Origin of the sequence: Planomonospora alba (assembly GCF_039534085.1) — a bacterium.
GTDB lineage: Bacteria > Actinomycetota > Actinomycetes > Streptosporangiales > Streptosporangiaceae > Planomonospora_B > Planomonospora_B alba.
The window spans coordinates 1-15577 of sequence record NZ_BAAAUT010000015.1; the positions used below are offsets into that span (position 1 = coordinate 1).

General features: G+C 73.2%; 15 protein-coding genes. 6 read left to right on the plus strand and 9 right to left on the minus strand.

Going from position 1 to position 15577, the window contains the following annotated elements:
* Positions 1 to 244 precede the first annotated feature (244 nt).
* From ABD823_RS11110 to ABD823_RS11120, 3 genes are all read left to right on the plus strand, one after another.
* Positions 245 to 847, plus strand: a complete 603-nt coding sequence (locus ABD823_RS11110; protein WP_344858500.1) for a DUF5709 domain-containing protein — start codon at positions 245 to 247, stop codon at positions 845 to 847.
* A 34-nt stretch (positions 848 to 881) separates the two neighbouring features.
* On the plus strand, positions 882 to 1442 hold the full coding sequence (locus ABD823_RS11115; protein WP_344858502.1) for a hypothetical protein: 561 nt from the start codon (positions 882 to 884) through the stop codon (positions 1440 to 1442).
* Between the two features lie 356 nt (positions 1443 to 1798).
* A complete protein-coding gene (locus ABD823_RS11120; RefSeq protein WP_344858504.1) occupies positions 1799 to 2131 on the plus strand; it encodes a DUF3040 domain-containing protein in 333 nt (110 codons plus the stop codon).
* Positions 2132 to 2262: 131 nt separating this feature from the next.
* On the opposite strand, the gene ABD823_RS11125 is transcribed toward ABD823_RS11120, so the two are convergent.
* From ABD823_RS11125 to ABD823_RS11150, 6 genes are all read right to left on the minus strand, one after another.
* A complete protein-coding gene (locus tag ABD823_RS11125) occupies positions 2263 to 2814 on the minus strand; it encodes a hypothetical protein (protein WP_344858506.1) in 552 nt (183 codons plus the stop codon).
* 244 nt (positions 2815 to 3058) lie between these two features.
* Positions 3059 to 3634, minus strand: coding sequence for an Ohr family peroxiredoxin (locus tag ABD823_RS11130; RefSeq protein WP_344858507.1), 576 nt, complete (start codon positions 3632 to 3634; stop codon positions 3059 to 3061).
* 102 nt (positions 3635 to 3736) lie between these two features.
* Entirely contained in the window at positions 3737 to 5785 is a 2049-nt protein-coding gene (locus tag ABD823_RS11135) for a beta-galactosidase (protein WP_344858509.1), read from the minus strand.
* Positions 5786 to 5919: 134 nt separating this feature from the next.
* Positions 5920 to 6786 (minus strand): carbohydrate ABC transporter permease, encoded by an 867-nt coding sequence (locus tag ABD823_RS11140; protein WP_344858511.1) that lies wholly within the window; start codon positions 6784 to 6786, stop codon positions 5920 to 5922.
* A complete protein-coding gene (locus ABD823_RS11145) occupies positions 6783 to 7751 on the minus strand; it encodes a carbohydrate ABC transporter permease (protein ID WP_344858513.1) in 969 nt (322 codons plus the stop codon). Before ABD823_RS11145 ends, ABD823_RS11140 begins: the two co-directional genes overlap by 4 nt.
* A 34-nt stretch (positions 7752 to 7785) precedes the next feature.
* A complete protein-coding gene (locus ABD823_RS11150; RefSeq protein WP_344858514.1) occupies positions 7786 to 9000 on the minus strand; it encodes an ABC transporter substrate-binding protein in 1215 nt (404 codons plus the stop codon).
* A gap of 259 nt (positions 9001 to 9259) precedes the next feature.
* On the opposite strand from ABD823_RS11150, the gene ABD823_RS11155 reads away from it, so the two are divergent.
* The gene (locus ABD823_RS11155) at positions 9260 to 10453 is read left to right on the plus strand and encodes an ROK family protein (RefSeq protein ID WP_344858516.1); all 1194 of its coding nucleotides are present in this window, start codon (positions 9260 to 9262) and stop codon (positions 10451 to 10453) included.
* Between the two features lie 142 nt (positions 10454 to 10595).
* Here ABD823_RS11155 and ABD823_RS11160 read toward each other — a convergent pair whose 3' ends face one another.
* Positions 10596 to 10847: a hypothetical protein gene (locus ABD823_RS11160; RefSeq protein ID WP_344858518.1), complete on the minus strand. Its 252-nt coding sequence runs from the start codon at positions 10845 to 10847 to the stop codon at positions 10596 to 10598.
* A gap of 154 nt (positions 10848 to 11001) precedes the next feature.
* Here ABD823_RS11160 and ABD823_RS11165 point away from each other — a divergent pair, with 154 nt between their 5' ends.
* The gene (locus ABD823_RS11165; RefSeq protein WP_344858519.1) at positions 11002 to 11301 is read left to right on the plus strand and encodes a hypothetical protein; all 300 of its coding nucleotides are present in this window, start codon (positions 11002 to 11004) and stop codon (positions 11299 to 11301) included.
* A gap of 66 nt (positions 11302 to 11367) precedes the next feature.
* On the opposite strand, the gene ABD823_RS11170 is transcribed toward ABD823_RS11165, so the two are convergent.
* Positions 11368 to 12105, minus strand: coding sequence for a maleylpyruvate isomerase family mycothiol-dependent enzyme (locus tag ABD823_RS11170; protein ID WP_344858521.1), 738 nt, complete (start codon positions 12103 to 12105; stop codon positions 11368 to 11370).
* A gap of 90 nt (positions 12106 to 12195) precedes the next feature.
* Positions 12196 to 13914 carry a discoidin domain-containing protein gene (locus ABD823_RS11175; protein ID WP_344858523.1) on the minus strand — a complete coding sequence of 573 codons (1719 nt, stop codon included), beginning with the start codon at positions 13912 to 13914 and terminating at the stop codon, positions 12196 to 12198.
* Positions 13915 to 14274: 360 nt separating this feature from the next.
* On the opposite strand from ABD823_RS11175, the gene ABD823_RS11180 reads away from it, so the two are divergent.
* Positions 14275 to 15567 (plus strand): ABC transporter substrate-binding protein, encoded by a 1293-nt coding sequence (locus ABD823_RS11180; RefSeq protein ID WP_344858525.1) that lies wholly within the window; start codon positions 14275 to 14277, stop codon positions 15565 to 15567.
* Positions 15568 to 15577: the final 10 nt, after the last annotated feature.

Here is a 15577-nt window from a genome sequence, read left to right on the forward strand (position 1 = left end):
CGGCAACTCGCTGGAGTGGGCCACGTCCTGCCCGCCGCCGCGGCACAACTTCACCGCGATCCCCGCCATCCGCTCCGAGCGGCCCGCCTTCGACCTGCACCACCCGAAGATCGCCGCCCAGGCGCAGCCGCGCCAGCTGGACCCCACCAACCCCTCCGAGGAGATCTGACCCCGTCCGGCTGTTACCACCACAGCCCGCTGGGCAGCGGGAGACCGTAGGGGGAAACAGCAGGAAGGAGTCGCTGTGAGCGAGCGCATACCGGAGCAGGATCCGCACTCGCGGTTCGAGGACGAGGGCATCCCGGACCTCCAGGACGGCACGCCGCAGCAGCAGTGGGCGGTGGACCCGCAGGAGGCCCCGCTGCCCGGCGACCATCCGGTCGCGGTCGAGGAGTTCGGGACCACGGTCGACGAGCAGATCCAGGGCGAGTCCCTGGACGGCCGCCTGGACCGGGAGGTCCCCGAGGAGCAGCCCGTGTTCGGAGCCGACGAGCGGGCCGGGACGACGGCCGGCGCGGCCGGCTCCGGCGCCGGGACCGGGGGCGGGCTGGACCCGGAGGTCCCGGACGACCTCGACGGCGGGGTGAGCCAGACGAGCGGGCTCGGCGTGGGGTCCGACCTCGACACCGGATACGAGCGGGACGACGAGGCCGGCCCGGGCTGGTCGGCGCAGCCGGAGGAGCCGTCCGGCACCGTGTGGGACGAGCCGCGCCCGGCGGGCCGCCTGGTCGACACGGACGAGGGCCTGCGCTCCGACGCCGAGAAGGACATGGTCGCCGACGAGGTGGGACCGGACCGCGGCGGATACACGGCCGAGGAGGCCGCCATGCGGGTGGAGCCCGAATGAGCCCTGGACGGGAGCGGAAGGAGGCAGGAGCACGATGAGCGAGCAAGAGGACCGCAAGGCGGCCGAACGGGAGCAGTACAAGGGCACGACCTTCGACCCGGAGCTGCACGACATGGGGGGTGACATCGGCCCGGGGTCGATCCGCGGCTCCAACGCCAAGCCGGGCGGGAACCCCCGCGACGAGGCCGCGCCCAAGAGCGGTTGGTCCCGGCCGATGGGCTTCATGGCCGGGCGCGACGACGAGCAGCCGGCCGCGGCCGGCTCCGACGCCAAGTCGGTGGCGGCGCGGGCCGACGAGCGCGACCACATCGAGACGGTCGCCGGGCCCAGCCCCTCCCCCATGCCGGAGGGGTTCGAGGGGCCGTTCGACGATCCGGCGGACGCCTCCCGGCGGGCGAGGGGCCCGGTGGAGACGGGACCGGAGGACGACGCGCCCCGTGACACCCGGCCGCAGGCGCCCTCGGGCGGGCACGTGGGGGCCGACCTGGACTGGGTGGCCGGGGACACCGACGACCCCGACGGCGGGTCCGGCCGGACCGCGGAGGGCGACGGGGGCTACCTGCCCGGCGAGGGGACGGGGCGCCCGCTCCCCTGATCCCCCGCGCCGCCCGCGGGTCGGCGGCGGGCGGCGCGGCCGGCGGCGCCTCGCGGGGCGCGCCCCCGGAGCGGCGGAACCGGGCGGCCCGCCGCACGGCCGTACGGCACGACTCAAGACGAACACCATGAAAAGGTGAGATTCAACTCCATCATCTGATTCGGGTGCCAAAGTTTGTCGATCCGCCCACGGATCGGGCGTGATCACGACATGGCAGGGAATTCGTCCTACTGGCTGGAGAACAGCCGATAGGTGCTCCCCCTCCTTTCTTGGACGGCCATGTCACCTCTGAGCAGCGTCAAGCCGACCGCCCAGGCACCCCGCCGCGCGGGCCTTCCGCCGGGCGGTGACCCGTCATGAGCCTGTCGCGGCGGGAGAACCAGATCCTCGCGGAGATCGAGCAGGCGCTGCGCCGGCAGGACCGCGCCTTCGCCTCCCGCATGGACGCGCTGAACGCGGCACGGCCGGAGGGGCGGATCACGTGGGACCGCTTCGGCCACACCGCCAGCCGCCGCGAGTTCGTCTGCGTCGTCGCGGCCACGTTCATCCTGACCGCCGTGCTGGTGGTCCTGACCCTCGCGCTGCCGGACCGCTCGTGCACGCTGCGGACCTCCGCCTCCGCCGGGCCGTCGGCCTCCTCGGCCGTCCCGGCGATGACGGAGGTCCGTGAGCCCGCCTGCCGTCCCTGAGGATCCCGGACGATCCCGGACGAGGCGCCGACCCGCGCTCTCGGAGAGGTCCCGCCCCGGGAGGACGCCGGAAGCGCCGTCCGCCGCAGCCGGGACGGCGGCCCCTTCGGTAGCCCCGTCAGCGGCCCCCGTCAGCCGGGGAGGAGCCGGCGCACCACGCCCCGGACCACCTCGCCGGGCCGCTGCTGCTCACCGTGGAGCGAGGTCAGCACGACCAGCGCGCCGGTGAGGCCCGGCACCACCCACTGCATGGCGCGCAGCCGCCGCTGCACCCGCGCGATCTCCTCCGGGGTGTCCTCGTCGGGCTTGACCGCGCCCTCCGCGGGCACGTCGCCCGCCCGGTCGAGCGCGGCGCCGAGCCTCCTGCTGTAGACGGTCGCGGCCAGCGCCGCGCCGGTCACCGCCGCCTTCACCAGCGAGCTGGCGACCACTCCCTGCTGGGCGGCCACCCGCCCCTTGTTGGCCAGGAGCAGTCCCGCCGAGCCGGCGAGGTTCATGGCGATCCCCGCGGCGTTGACCGGCGCCCACCGGTTCCATCCGGCGTTCGCCACCCGCGCGCGCTCGCGCCGGTCGCTCACCTCGGAGGCGGCGCCGTTCAGCCCGACGGCGCCCATCAGCGCGCCGCCGAACCAGACGGCCGTCCCGATGTCGTGCACGGCGCGCACGACCGTGTTGCGTTGCATGCGTTCCCCCTGCGTCACCGGTGCGGGCGCGCTCTCCCCTGCGGAGACCGCCGTGTCACCGCCGCGACGCAGGTTGACTACCCGCATCCGGGGCGCGCCCCGCATCCCTGCCGGTTCCTGGGACGATTCCTGGAGCGCGGTTGGCGCGGGCCCGCCCCGGGGCGGGCCGGCGGCCCCGGCGAAACCGCCGGTCCCGGGCCGGACGGACCCGGCCGGGCCGGGCCGGAGCGGGCCGGCGTCCGGGTCAGGCGACGCGCACCCGGACCTCCGCGCCGCCCAGCAGCGCCTTGGAGTACGGGCAGTGCCGGTGCGCCTGCTCGGCGAGGTGCTCGGCGGTGCTCCGGTCGACTCCGGGGAGGCGGACCGTCACCTCGACGCCGATCGCGTAGTCGTCGCTCTTGCCGCGCTTGCGCAGCTCCACGGCCGTCTCGACGCAGGCGTCCGCGGTGTCCGCCCCGCTCCGCCCGGCGACCAGCGCGAGGGAGCTGTGGAAGCAGGCCGCGTACGCCGCGGCCAGGAGCTGCTCCGGGTTGGGCGCGCCTCCGGGTCCGCCGAGCTGCCGCGGCGCCCTCATCTCCAGGTCGAGCAGCCCGTCGTCCGACGCCACCCGCCCGGCCCTGCCGCCTCCCGAGGAGGCCCGGGCAGTGTAGAGGGTGACGTAGCCGTCACGGCCGCCGGGACCGGTCGCGGGTCCCCGCCGGTCCGGGGCGGTCTCGGCCTCCACCCCCGGTCCCGAGTAGTCCGGGCCCACGGCCCGCAGCGGCATGTCCACCACCGTGCCCCCCGGCCGCTCCCGGCCGGATCTCACGTCCTCGCCCATGCGTTCGTCCCCCGATCTTCCCCGCCCGGGACGGGCCTGGCTCCGGCCGTGTCCTGCCGTCCCGGGCTCGGACCTGCGCGACACGGCCGGAACCCCGGTTACCTACCCGAGGGGGGACAGACGACACGGCTCCGTGATCACGGCGCCGCCGATCCGGGACAGGTCGGCGGGGGCCTCGGCCGTGTGCCGCACGCCTCCGGCCCGCGCCCCGGCCGCGACCGCGGAGCCGAGGTGGCCGTTGACGCCCTTGACGAGGAAGTCGTCCAGGGCGCCCGCGACGAGGCGGAGCACGGCCGCCCCGCCGCGGGCGGTGACGACCTCCACCTCCCGCCCGTCCAGGTCGATCCGGACCGGCCCCTCGTGGCCGCTCATGGCCAGCACCGTCAGGTAGGCGACGTCGCGCTCCGGGTGCACCCGGAGGAACACGTCGGCGTCGCCCTCGACCACCCGCGCCCCGCGCGGAGCCGGTCCGTCCGCCGCCGGGGAGGGGGCCGCGCCGAGGGCGTCGGCGAGGATCCGGCAGGGCCGCAGCTCCTCGTCCAGCCCGGGCAGGGCGCCGTCGACGCGGAGCCGGCCGCCGCTGCCGGCGTATCCGGCCAGCAGCCGCTGGACGCGGCGGTGCATGAAGGGGCCGCCGGGCACGGTGAGCTCCGGGAAGGAGACCGGGTCCAGCGCGTGCGCGCTCTCCAGGTCGAGGACGCGGTAGTCGAGCCCCGCGGCGCGCATGCGGTCGTGGAAGTCCCGCAGCGCGCGGCCGCACTCGGGGCCGCCGGAGCCGGGCGGGGCCCAGGCGGCGATGCCCGCGTAGGGGAGGTAGAGCCCGAACGCCCCGCCCCGCACCGGGACGCACTCCAGGAACTCGGCGCCGTGCAGGGCGAGGAAGTCCGCCAGGGCGCGCACCGCCGGTGCCTTCTCGCCGGCGGTGCCGTCGGCGCCGATGGGCGCGCAGTCCGGGTACGGCTCGGCGTGCACCGAGTCCAGCTCCCGCGGCCAGCCGGAAGTGCCCGCGGCGGTGTAGACGTTGAAGCCGGTCGCGCCGGCGGCGAGGGCCAGCAGGCTCTGGTGGAAGCTCGTGGCGGCGTCGGCGTAGGCGCGGTCGTACAGCTCGGAGAAGCCCCAGTTCTCCTCCAGATTGGGGCCGGGGGCGCGCTTGGCGGCCAGCACGTAGCGGGCCTGGGCGTCCGGGTCGGCCGAGACCACGCCCATCCAGTTGGTGAAGCCGTAGGCGATGCCGTCCCACATCTCGGGGCGGACCCGGGCCAGCCAGTCGTCGAAGGAGTGGTGGTCCCCGGCGGGCGGGTTGAGGTTCACCACGACCGGTACCGGGCAGTCGACCGCCGCCGCCCAGCGGTGGTAGACCTCGGTGAGGTACTCGGCGTGGAAGCGGCCCCAGTCGGCGTAGGCCAGCTGGTCCTGCGGCCGCGCGGGCGCCGTCCACTCCCGGGGCGGCTCGATCTCGTCCCAGCTCCGTACGGCCGTGCCGTGCAGGCGGTTGTACTCCGCCGTCGTGCCGTACCGCCGTGCCAGGCCGTCCCGGAAGAAGGCCAGGCCGGAGGCGCTGTAGTCGTAGGCCGACAGGGGCAGTGCCCCGTTGGTGAAGACGCCCTCGTTGGCGATCTGCATCATGACGACGGGGCCGTCCGGGTCCCGGGCGCCCGCGAGCACCTGGGTGCCGACGGCCCGCAGCCACCGGTTCACGTGGGCGTCGAAGGCCGCGCCGAGCGGGGCGGGCAGCTGCCGCCCGGCCCACAGGCAGGGGGCGCCGGCCGCGTCCAGCAGGGGCTCGATGAGGGCGTTGGCCTGCGGGTCCACCCAGTCGGGCAGGCCGCCGAAGTCGGTCTCGGCGTGGATGAACGGCCCCGGCTTGGCGATGACGCGCACCCCGAGGGAGCGGCAGAGCGAGAGGAAGCCGACGACGTCGCGGCTCGGGTGGGTGGCGCCGGTGAAGTCCGGCGCCGCTTCTGCCGCGGGCTGGTGGTGGCGCCAGGGGATGTAGCAGGTGATGACGGTGATGCCCAGCTCGTCGCGGATGGCCGTGACCCGGTCCGCCCAGACCGAGGGGTGGTCGCGGTAGTAGGGGTAGTCGGCGGTGACGAGCATCCGGGGCTCGCCGTCGAGGACGGTTGCTCCGTCGCGGACCTCGATGGGCACGCGGGACTCCTTTGACGGGTGGGACGGGGTGGCGGGTGCGCCGGGCCGGGTCCGGATCCGCGGCGGGCGGGGTCCGGCCCGGCGCGTACGGCGGCCGCGGGTGCGGCGCGCACGGCGGGCGGGCGCCCGGCGGCCTACGACTTGAGGCCGGTGAACGCGATGCCCTCCAGGATGCGCCGCTGGAAGACCAGCAGCACGATGATGACGGGGACGACCGCCAGCGCGGCGCCGGCCATGATGTAGTAGGCGCGGCCCGCCCACTGGCTGGTGAGCTGCTGCAGCGCGAGCGGCAGCGTGTAGAGCTCGGGGTCGTTGAGCACGACCAGCGGCCAGACCAGGTCGTTCCAGTGGAAGATGAAGCTGGTGATCGTGACGACCGCGAGCACCGGCTTGGAGAGCGGCAGGACGACCCGCCAGAAGATCTGCATCCGGCCGGCCCCGTCGATGAGCGCGGCCTCCTCCAGCTCGGCGGGCAGGGAGCGGAAGAACTGCCGGAGCAGGAAGATGTCCAGCACGGAGACGAGGTTGGGCACGATCAGCCCCCAGCCGGAGTCGAACATGCCGAGCTGCTGGGTGATGTGCACGCGGGGCACCAGCAGGGTGATGGTGGGCACCATCATGCCGGCGAGCAGGACGGCGAAGAGCTTGTCCCGTCCGGGGAAGGGGATGCGGGCGAAGGCGTAGGCGGCGAAGGCGTCGAGCAGCAGCTTGCCGGGCACCAGGACGAGGCAGACCCACAGGCTGTTGAGGAACGCCTGGCCGAGGCCGCTCAGCCCGAGGACGTAGTCGTAGTTCTCCAGGGTGGCCGACCACCCCCCCGTCCTGCGGTCCAGCGGGAGCAGGTTCGGCACCTTGGTGTAGATGTCGGGGCCGTGTTTGAAGGAGGTCGCCAGCATCCACAGGAACGGCACGACCGCCACGGCGGCGAGCAGGACGAGGGCGGCGTAGACGGGCGCGAGCCGGAACTTCGGCCTGACCGCACCGGTGCGCACGGTTTTCACGAGGCCTCCTGCTTGACGAACCTGAACTGCAGCACGGTGATGATCATGATGAAGACGAGCAGGATGAACGACATGGCGCAGGCCGCGCCCATCGCGTCGTAGCGGAAGGCGAACAGGTACAGGTGCAGGACGTAGGTCAGGCCCGACTGCTCGGGGCCGCCCGCGGCGCCCTTGCCGCCCCCTCCCGAGAAGATCACGTAGACCAGCCCGAAGACCTGGAGCGCCGCGATCACGCCGGTGACCATGAGATAGAAGGTGGTGGGCCGGAGCATCGGCAGCACGACCTTGCGGAACCGCTGGACCGGCCCGGCGCCGTCGATGGTCGCCGCCTCGATGATCGGCTTCGGCACGCCCTTCAGCCCCGCCAGGTAGATGATCATCGAGATGCCGCACTGCCAGGCGGCGATGAACGCCAGCGCCGGGATGACCAGCTCGGGGGTGTTGAGCCAGTTCTGCGGGGGCACGCCGAACAGCCCCAGGGCGGCGTTGATCAGCCCGTACTGCGGGTCGTAGAGCCAGCGCCAGATGGCGCCGACCGCCGCCTCGGCGGTGACCACGGGCAGGAACAGCAGCAGCCGGAAGACGTTGGAGCCCCTGCGCACGGCGTTGACGAGCAGCGCCTGGGCCAGGGCGGTGCCGAGCGTCAGCGGCACGGCGATCAGCGTGTACTGCAGGGTGACCCCGACGGACTTCCAGAAGTGCGGGTACTTGACGTCGTCGGTGAACAGCTCGGCGTAGTTGGCCAGGCCGACCCAGTTCGCCTCGGTGCGCAGATCCCAGTCGGTGAAGCTGTAGTACAGCGCCGACAGCGCGGGATGGAGCAGGAAGACGGCGAAGTAGGCCACGGCGGGGGCGACCAGGAGCCACCCGGCGAGGTGGTCGCGGCGCACGGTGCCCGGACGGCGGCGGCGCCGTCCGGGCGCGGGCGTCGCGGCGGGCCTTTCGGCCGGCACCGGAGATGCCACGGGATCTGCCTCTCTCGTGTCTCGCGGGGAGGGCTCAGCCGTCCCAGCCGAGCAGGGTGCGGGCCTTGGCCCCCGCGTCGCTCAGCGCCTGCTGGGGCGTGGCCTTGCCGGTGAGCGCCGCCTCCAGGGCCGGGGCGATGATCTCGTCGTTGATCTGGATCCACTCCGGCACGGCGGGCCGGGCGCGGGTGGACTCGAGCGCCTCGATGAAGACGGCGTGCTCGGGGCCCATCCTGCCCGCGGCGATCTCGGCGCCCTTGATGTTGGCCGGGTAGCCGCCGACCGCCTCGGCGAGCGCGACGCTGTTCTCGGCGGCGGTCAGGTGCTTGAGCCACTTCCAGGCCAGGTCGGCGTTCTTCGTCCCGGAGAAGACCACCGCGTTCTCGCCGCCGATGTTGCTGGCGGGCTCGTTCTTGTACGGCAGCGGCGCGACGCCGAAGTCGAGGTCGGGGAACTGGTCCTTGATCGTGGAGATGTCCCACGGGCCGCTGATCGTCATGGCGGCCAGGCCGTTCTCGAACGCCTTGTCGGCGTCGGTGATGCTCCGCGGCGAGGACTTCAGCAGGTCCACCCAGAGCTGCAGGGCCTCCACGGCGGGCGGGGCGTCGAAGGCGACCTTCTTCGCCTTCTCGTCGACGAGCGTGCCGCCCGCGCCCGCCACGAAACCGGGCCACATCCAGGCGCCGTAGCCGTCGCCCTTGGGCACCACGATGCCGGCGACCTTCGGGTCGGCCGCGTGCACGCGCTCGGCGGTCTGCTTCAGCTCGTCCCAGGTCTTGGGCGGGGCGGGCACGAGCTTCTTGTTGTAGTAGAGCCCGACCGTGGTGATGTCCAGGGGCAGGCCGTAGAGCTTGCCGTCGACCCGGTTGGTGTCGAGGCCGCCGGCGTAGAACTCCTTCTCGTCGATCGTCCCGGCGGGCACCTGGAGGATCGTGCCGTCCTGCGCGTAGCGGGAGACCAGCGGCTGGTCGAGGTAGCCCGCGTCGGGGGCGCTCTTGCCGGCGACGGCCGTGCCCAGCTTGGTGTTGTAGTCGTCCTTGGGGATCTGGACGAGCTTGACCGTGACGCCGTTCGCCTTCTCGAAGTCCGTGCGGAGCTTCTCCAGCAGCTGCCCGCCCTGCGGGGTGAGCGGCTGGTAGGACCAGAAGGTCAGCGTCCTCCCCTCTCCCCCGCCGTCTCCTCCCCCGCAGGCGGCGAGGCCGGCCGCCATCGCCGCGACCGCGAGGGCTCCGCACGCTTTCTTGATCATCGTGGCTCTCCTTCGGTGGGACAGGGGGTGCGCTGCGCGTCCGCGCCGCGGCGTACCACCACCTCAAGGCCTTCGGCCGAGGTGACCCACAACATAGTGCAAACCTTAAAAAAAGAGGAGAACTCTCCCGGGAACACTTCGGTAACGCCAGCGGCGCGGCGGTGCGGGAGCGGGCCGGGTGCGGGATCATCACGGGGGCGCCGGTGACTTACTTCACGGCGTGACATAACATGGCCCCAGCTCCGGGGGAAGGAAGACCATGGTCAGGCCCGAACGCAGGACGGTACGCGACCTCCGCAAGGGGAACCGCGCGGTGCTGCTGCGGACGCTCTACTTCTCGGGACCCACCAGCCGGCACGAGCTCAGCGGCCTGACCGGCCTGAGCGCCGCCTCGGTCAGCAACGTGACCGGCGACCTCATCGCCGAGGGCGTCGTCGTCGAGGCGGGGCTGGTCGAGTCCGACGGCGGGCGCCCCCGCGTGCTGCTCCGCGTCGACCCGGAGTTCGGCTACGTCATCGGGGTGGACGTCGGCGAGACCCACGTCCGCGTCGAGCTGTTCGACCTGGACATGAACGAGCGGGCCAAGGCCGACCGCCCGCTGCACCCGTCCCGGCACGACGCCGAGCTGGTCGCCGGGCACATCCTGTCCGGCGTCGAGGACGTGCTGGCCGGCAGCGGCGTCGACCGCGGCCGGGTGCTCGGCGTGGGCGTCGGCGTGCCCGGGATCGTGGAGAACGGCCCCGAGGCGCTCATCCACGCGCAGACCTTCGGCTGGGACGCCGTCCCGCTGGGCACGCTCCTGCGCGCGGGCACCTCGCTCCCCCTCTACGTCGACAACGGCGCCAAGACGATGGGCCAGGCCGAGCTCTGGTTCGGCGCGGGACGCGGGACGCGCCACACCATCGTCACACTGATCGGCTCGGGGGTCGGGGCCAGCATCGTCACCGACGGGATCACCTACCGCGGGGCCGACAGCAGCGCCGGCGAGTGGGGGCACACCAAGATCGAGCTGGGCGGCCGCCCCTGCCGGTGCGGGGGGCGCGGCTGCCTGGAGGCCTACATCGGGGCCGAGGGCGTCCTGGCCCGGGCCGGGCTGTCCGCCGAGGCGGTCGACGAGCAGTCGGCCCTGAGCGAGCTGGTGGAGTCGGGCCACCCCGTCATCGACGAGACGGCCGAATACCTCGGGGCCGGGCTGGCCAACCTGATCAACCTGTTCAACCCCGAGCGGATCGTGATCGGCGGGTGGGCCGGGCACCTGCTGGGCCGGCACCGGCTGACCCGGATCAAGCAGGCCGCGGCCGAGAACTCCCTGGCCCATCCGTACGAGAGGGTCTCCATCGTGCTGGGCCGGCTCGGGCCGGACGCGGTCGCGCTCGGCGCCGCCACCCTCGTGATGGAGGAGTTCCTGCTCGGCCGCACCCCCGCCGCCGCCCCGCAGTCCACCGCGGGCTGACACCGGGCCGTCCCCGGGCCGTGCCGCACCGGGCCCGTTCCGGGGCGGTGCCGCGCCGGATCCCGGCGCGTCTCAGACGCCGGGGTCCGGCACGGCCGTCGCGGAACGCTCCGGAACGGCCTCGCGGAACACGCGGCCGCGCTCAGCCGCCGAGGTCCCGGACGGCGTTCTCCAGCCGCTCCAGCAGCAGGTCCACCTGCTCCTCGGTGATGGTGCCGCCTCCGCCGAGGTGCCGGTCCAGGTCGCGCCGGCGCGTGACGACGAGCCTGCGGTGCTCCGGGTCGATCTGCGCGTCGGACAGGACCATGCAGTCGCCGCGGACGAACACCAGCGCCGTGTCGGGATCGGACGACTCCAGCAGCCGCCGGACGCATTCCCGCTCGATGAGTGCCATGGCACACCTCCTCGCCCGCGCGCCGGACAGTCGCCGCGCGCGGTTCCGCCGGGACCGATCTCGTTCCCGCTCGGGGCCGGATAACCCGCTAAAGCGGTATAAAAGTGAATAAAAAGGGCGCGTGAGGCGGCGTCCGCCGGGTAGGGCATGCGCCATGGCTGAGGAGAAGAAGAGTCCCAAGCAGCTCGCCGAGGAACTCGCCACGAACGCGGGCGACGACCCCCGCTTCGCGGGCCGCACCCCCGGCGTCCGGGCGCCCCGGAAGATCTCCCGCGAGCAGGCGGACGCCGACATCGCCGGCCGTACCGGGGGGATCGGCACCTCGGGCGGGGGCGGCCCCGGCGGTACGGCCGGGCAGCCGCCGACCGGCCGGGTGCCGGACGACGAGCTGGCCGACACCACGCTGGGCATCGGCCCCGCCCCGACCGGGGAGGACGACGAGGAGTTCCGCTGACGCACCCGGCGGCACGCCCGGTCCGCGTCCGCGACAGGACCGCCTGAGCCGCGGCGGCGCCCCGGCTCAGGCGAGGCAGCGCAGCTCCTCGCGGAGCTCGTGGTCGAGCCGGTCGTCGAGCGCGCGGTCGAGCGGGTGGCCCTCCGGGAGCCGGCCGACCGTCGCCTCGACGAACACCGGGGCGGGCACCTGCGCGCTCACCCCGTGCGCGCACACCCAGATCCGCTCGGCGGTCACCTCGACCTGGACCCCCGGGTCCCGCTCGCAGAGCGCGAACACGCCCACCTCGGTCCGCCACCAGATCCGGTGGTCGAACTCGTCCTCCGCCACGGGCGCCCCCACGTCGTCGGCGTGGGTGGCGTACTCGGAGGCGTAGTGGAACGCCTGCAGGCCCGCCGGGTACGGCCCGGCCGAGGTCGGCAGCGGCGCGTCCCGGCCGAGCGCGCGCATGCGCCGCCGGGTCTCGCCGTTGCGGTGCCGCCACTCGGCGAGCACGTCCTCCACCGGCAGGTCCCGGCGGCGCCGAACGCACCAGTCGTTGAAGCCGGCCAGGCCGCCCTCGACGCCCTCGCGCTCCAGCATCGCGTGGAACCCGTCGATGTCGTCGTCCAGGCAGGCGTGGTTGTACAGCTCCTCCCCCGCGAGGTGGGCCAGGACGTCGCGCACCGACCAGCCCTCGCAGCGGGAGGGGCGCGCCCAGCCCGCGGCGTCGAGCCCCGAGAAGTGGCGGTCCAGACGCTCCGCCTCGGCATCGAAGAGATCGAATGGGTTGATATGTGCTAGTTCATCCGGTTCTCTGGCCATGTCGACGGTGATACCCCGGGACGCCGCCGCGGAACGGCGTCCCGGGGATCGGGGACCGGCGGCCCGGGGAAGGGCCGGGCCGCCGGGGCTCTACCGGTAGACGCGGACGTAGTCGACGAGCATCCGCGCCGGGAACGGCGTCGTGGCGTCGGTCGGGCCGGGCCAGTCGCCGCCCACCGCCAGGTTGAGGATGATGTAGAACGGGTGGTCGAAGACCCACGGCCCCCGGGTCGCCTCCACCTGCGCCTTGTCGAGCGTGAAGACGGTCCGGCCGTCCAGCTTGTAGACGATGCCCTTGCTGTCCCACTCGGCGGCCCAGACGTGGAAGTCGTCGGAGAAGTCCGCGCCGTCCGGCAGGGTGTAGGGCGAGCCGATCCCGCCGGCGCCGTGGTAGGCGGGCGCGTGGACCGTGGAGTAGGAGGTCTTCACGTCCTTGCCGAGGACCTCCAGGATGTCGATCTCACCGTTGTACGGCCACGGCCGGCCGTCCAGGAAGTCGGCGCCCATCATCCAGAAGGCGGGCCACAGGCCGTTGCCCTCGGGCACCTTGATCCGGGCCTCGACCCGGCCGTAGGTGAACTCGAACTTGCCGCCGGTGTTCATCCGCGCCGAGGTGTACTGGCAGGTGCCGCTCCCGGTCAGCGGGTCGCGCGGGCACGTCGAGCCGGGGGTGGCCTCCTTGCGGGCCTCCAGCACCAGGTGGCCGGCGCCGTCCATCGCGGCGTTGCGGTGGTCGGTGTAGTACTCCAGCTCGTTGTTGGGCCCGGTGCCCGGGTCGGCGGTCCACTTGGCCGGGTCCGGCTTCGCCCCGGCCGGGCCGTCGAACTCGTCGTGCCAGACCAGTCGCGGCGGGTCGGCCGGATCCGGCGGGAGCGGCGGCGGGAGGGTCGGGGCGCCGCCGGTGCCGTAGACCTGGAACTCCCACAGCGAGTAGCCGTACGGCGTGGCCCGCTCGGTGCCGTACATCCGCACGTAGCGGCCGGTGCCCGAGACGTCCAGCGTCTGCTTGAACCCGGTGCCCGAGGTCGTGGAGTAGACCGTCGTCCAGTTCGCCGCGTCCGGCGAGACCTGGATCTGGAAGGACCTGGCGTAGGCCGGGTCCCACTGGAGCACGACCTTGCTGATCCGCGCGGTGGCGCCGAGGTCGACGTAGATCCAGCCCGGGTCCGCCCAGTCGGCGGTCGCCCACCGGGAGGCCGGGTCGCGGTCGAAGGCCCGGGCGGGCACGCACTCCCAGCAGTTCCCGTCGTGCTGCGAGCTGGAGGCGACGCCGGGCTTGCCGTAGGAGAGCAGGCTCTCGCCGCCGCCGGAGCCGGTGGTGCCGTAGACCTGGAGCTCCCACAGGGAGTAGCCCCACGGGGTGGCGCGCTGCGTGCCGTACAGCCGGACGTAGCGGCCGGAGCCGGAGACCTCCAGCGTCTGCACGCCGCCCGTCCCGGTGGTCGTGGAGTGGACGGTGGTCCAGTCGGCGCCGTTCCCGGAGACCTGGACCTGGAAGGCGCGGGCGTGGGCGGTCTCCCAGTTCAGCACCACCCGGCTGAGGGTCGCGACGGCGCCGAGGTCGACGCGGATCCACTGCGGGTCGGCGAAGGCGCTGGACCAGCGGGTGCCGGGGTCGCCGTCGACGGCGGCGGAGGCGGGGAAGGCCGCGCTCTCCGTGGAGGAGGCGGTGACCTGCCCGCCCTGGGAGAGCAGGGTCTCGGCGGCGGCGCCGGCCGCCGTGGCCGGGGCCGCGAGGAGGGAGGCGACGAGGGCGGCCGCCGCGGCGAGCAGAGTCAGGGCGCGGCCGGGTCTTCGGGACGGGTGCACGGCGTCTCCTCGCTAGGGGGGCGGTTTCGGGGAGCGCTCTCGGAGCAGAGATTCCTCCCTGTCCCGATCCCTTGTCAAGCACGCGGTTAACCGTCGTGTAACGATCCGAACGCCCACCGGAAGAATTCCGCGCACCCGTGGGAGCGCTCCCTCACTTTCGTCATGATCCCTTTTCATCGGCTTTCACCTGCGGTTATAAAGAGAAATGGAAGGGAGCGATTTCTCGTCCGGTGAGCTGCGGGTGCGCCCCCGTGACCTGGATCGTTATCCGGACGGACGTTGACAGGGAACGCCGGAGAGAACAACCTCTCCAGGGAGCGCTCTCTTCATGATCGTTTTTCTGGACCCTGGGAGGGTTCCATGGGCAAGCTCCGCCCCCTCGCCCCGATGCTCGCCGCCGTCGCGCTGACCGTCGGCGCGGCCGCCTGCGGCGGCGGCGGCACCGACACGGCCGCCGACGCCGGCTCCGGCGCCCCGGCCGAGAAGATCAAGCTGACCGTCGGCCTGTTCAGCGACTTCCACTTCGCGCCGCTGTACGAGGAGTTCAAGAAGACCCACCCCAACGTGGAGATCGTCGAGCGCCGCGCGCAGTTCAACGACCACCACACCAACCTCGTCACACAGCTGGCCACCGGGGCGGGTGCCGCCGACGTCGTGGCGGTGGAGAGCGGCTACGTCGCCACCTTCACCCCGCTGCCCGACAAGTTCCACAACCTCAAGGACTACGGCCTGGACAAGCGGCAGGGCGAGTACCTCGACTGGAAGTGGCAGCAGGGCGTCTCCAACGACGGCTCGGCCCTCCTCGGCCTGGGCACCGACGTCGGTGGCCTGGCCATGTGCTACCGCCCCGACCTGTTCAAGAAGGCCGGCCTGCCCACCGACCGCGACGAGGTCTCCAAGCTCTGGCCGACCTGGGAGCAGTACATCGAGACGGGCAAGAAGTTCGCCGCGGCGAAGGTCGGGGGCGCCGCGTTCACCGACGGCTCGGGCGAGCACTTCCGCGCCATGGTCGAGCAGGCCCCGGTCGGCTACTACGACGACCAGTACAACGTCGTCGCCGCCACCAACCCGGACGTGAGGAAGGCCTTCGACCTGTCGGTCCAGATGATCGACGCGGGCCTGTCGGCCAAGCTCGCCGCCTTCAGCCCGCCGTGGAACACCGGCATCGCCAAGGGCAGCTTCGCCACCATGGTCTGCCCCGCCTGGAAGACCGGCACGATCAAGGACCAGAACCCCGGCGAGGGCACCTGGGACATCGCCGCGGTGCCCGGCGGCGGCGGCAACCAGGGCGGCACCCACCTGATGCTGCCCAAGCAGGGCAAGCACCCCAAGGAGGCCGCCGCCCTGATCGACCTGCTGACCAGCAAGGAGAGCCAGATCAGGCTCTTCAAGGAGGCCAGCGCGCTGCCCTCGCTGCCGGCCCTGTACGACGACCCCGCCGTGGCCGAGTACGTCAACCCGTACTTCGGCAACGCCCCGATCGGCAAGATCTTCACCGACGCGGCCAAGTCCCTCAAGCCGCAGAAGGTGGGCCCCAAGGTCGGCGACATCTTCAAGGCGTTCGGCGACGCCCTGCAGCGCGTCGAGCAGGGCAAGCAGAAGCCGGACGAGTCCTGGGCCCAGGCGCTCAAGGACATCGAGAAGATCAAGTAACCCCCTCACG

Bases quoted from the DNA above. Each gene is read 5' to 3' on its own strand.
- ABD823_RS11115 (WP_344858502.1), top strand. From the start codon at position 882: ATGAGCGAGCAAGAGGACCGCAAGGCGGCCGAACGGGAGCAGTACAAG.
- ABD823_RS11120 (WP_344858504.1), top strand. From the start codon at position 1,799: ATGAGCCTGTCGCGGCGGGAGAACCAGATCCTCGCGGAGATCGAGCAG.
- ABD823_RS11125 (WP_344858506.1), bottom strand. From the start codon at position 2,814: ATGCAACGCAACACGGTCGTGCGCGCCGTGCACGACATCGGGACGGCC.
- ABD823_RS11130 (WP_344858507.1), bottom strand. From the start codon at position 3,634: ATGGGCGAGGACGTGAGATCCGGCCGGGAGCGGCCGGGGGGCACGGTG.
- ABD823_RS11150 (WP_344858514.1), bottom strand. From the start codon at position 9,000: ATGATCAAGAAAGCGTGCGGAGCCCTCGCGGTCGCGGCGATGGCGGCC.
- ABD823_RS11155 (WP_344858516.1), top strand. From the start codon at position 9,260: ATGGTCAGGCCCGAACGCAGGACGGTACGCGACCTCCGCAAGGGGAAC.
- ABD823_RS11160 (WP_344858518.1), bottom strand. From the start codon at position 10,847: ATGGCACTCATCGAGCGGGAATGCGTCCGGCGGCTGCTGGAGTCGTCC.
- ABD823_RS11165 (WP_344858519.1), top strand. From the start codon at position 11,002: ATGGCTGAGGAGAAGAAGAGTCCCAAGCAGCTCGCCGAGGAACTCGCC.
- ABD823_RS11170 (WP_344858521.1), bottom strand. From the start codon at position 12,105: ATGGCCAGAGAACCGGATGAACTAGCACATATCAACCCATTCGATCTC.
- ABD823_RS11180 (WP_344858525.1), top strand. From the start codon at position 14,275: ATGGGCAAGCTCCGCCCCCTCGCCCCGATGCTCGCCGCCGTCGCGCTG.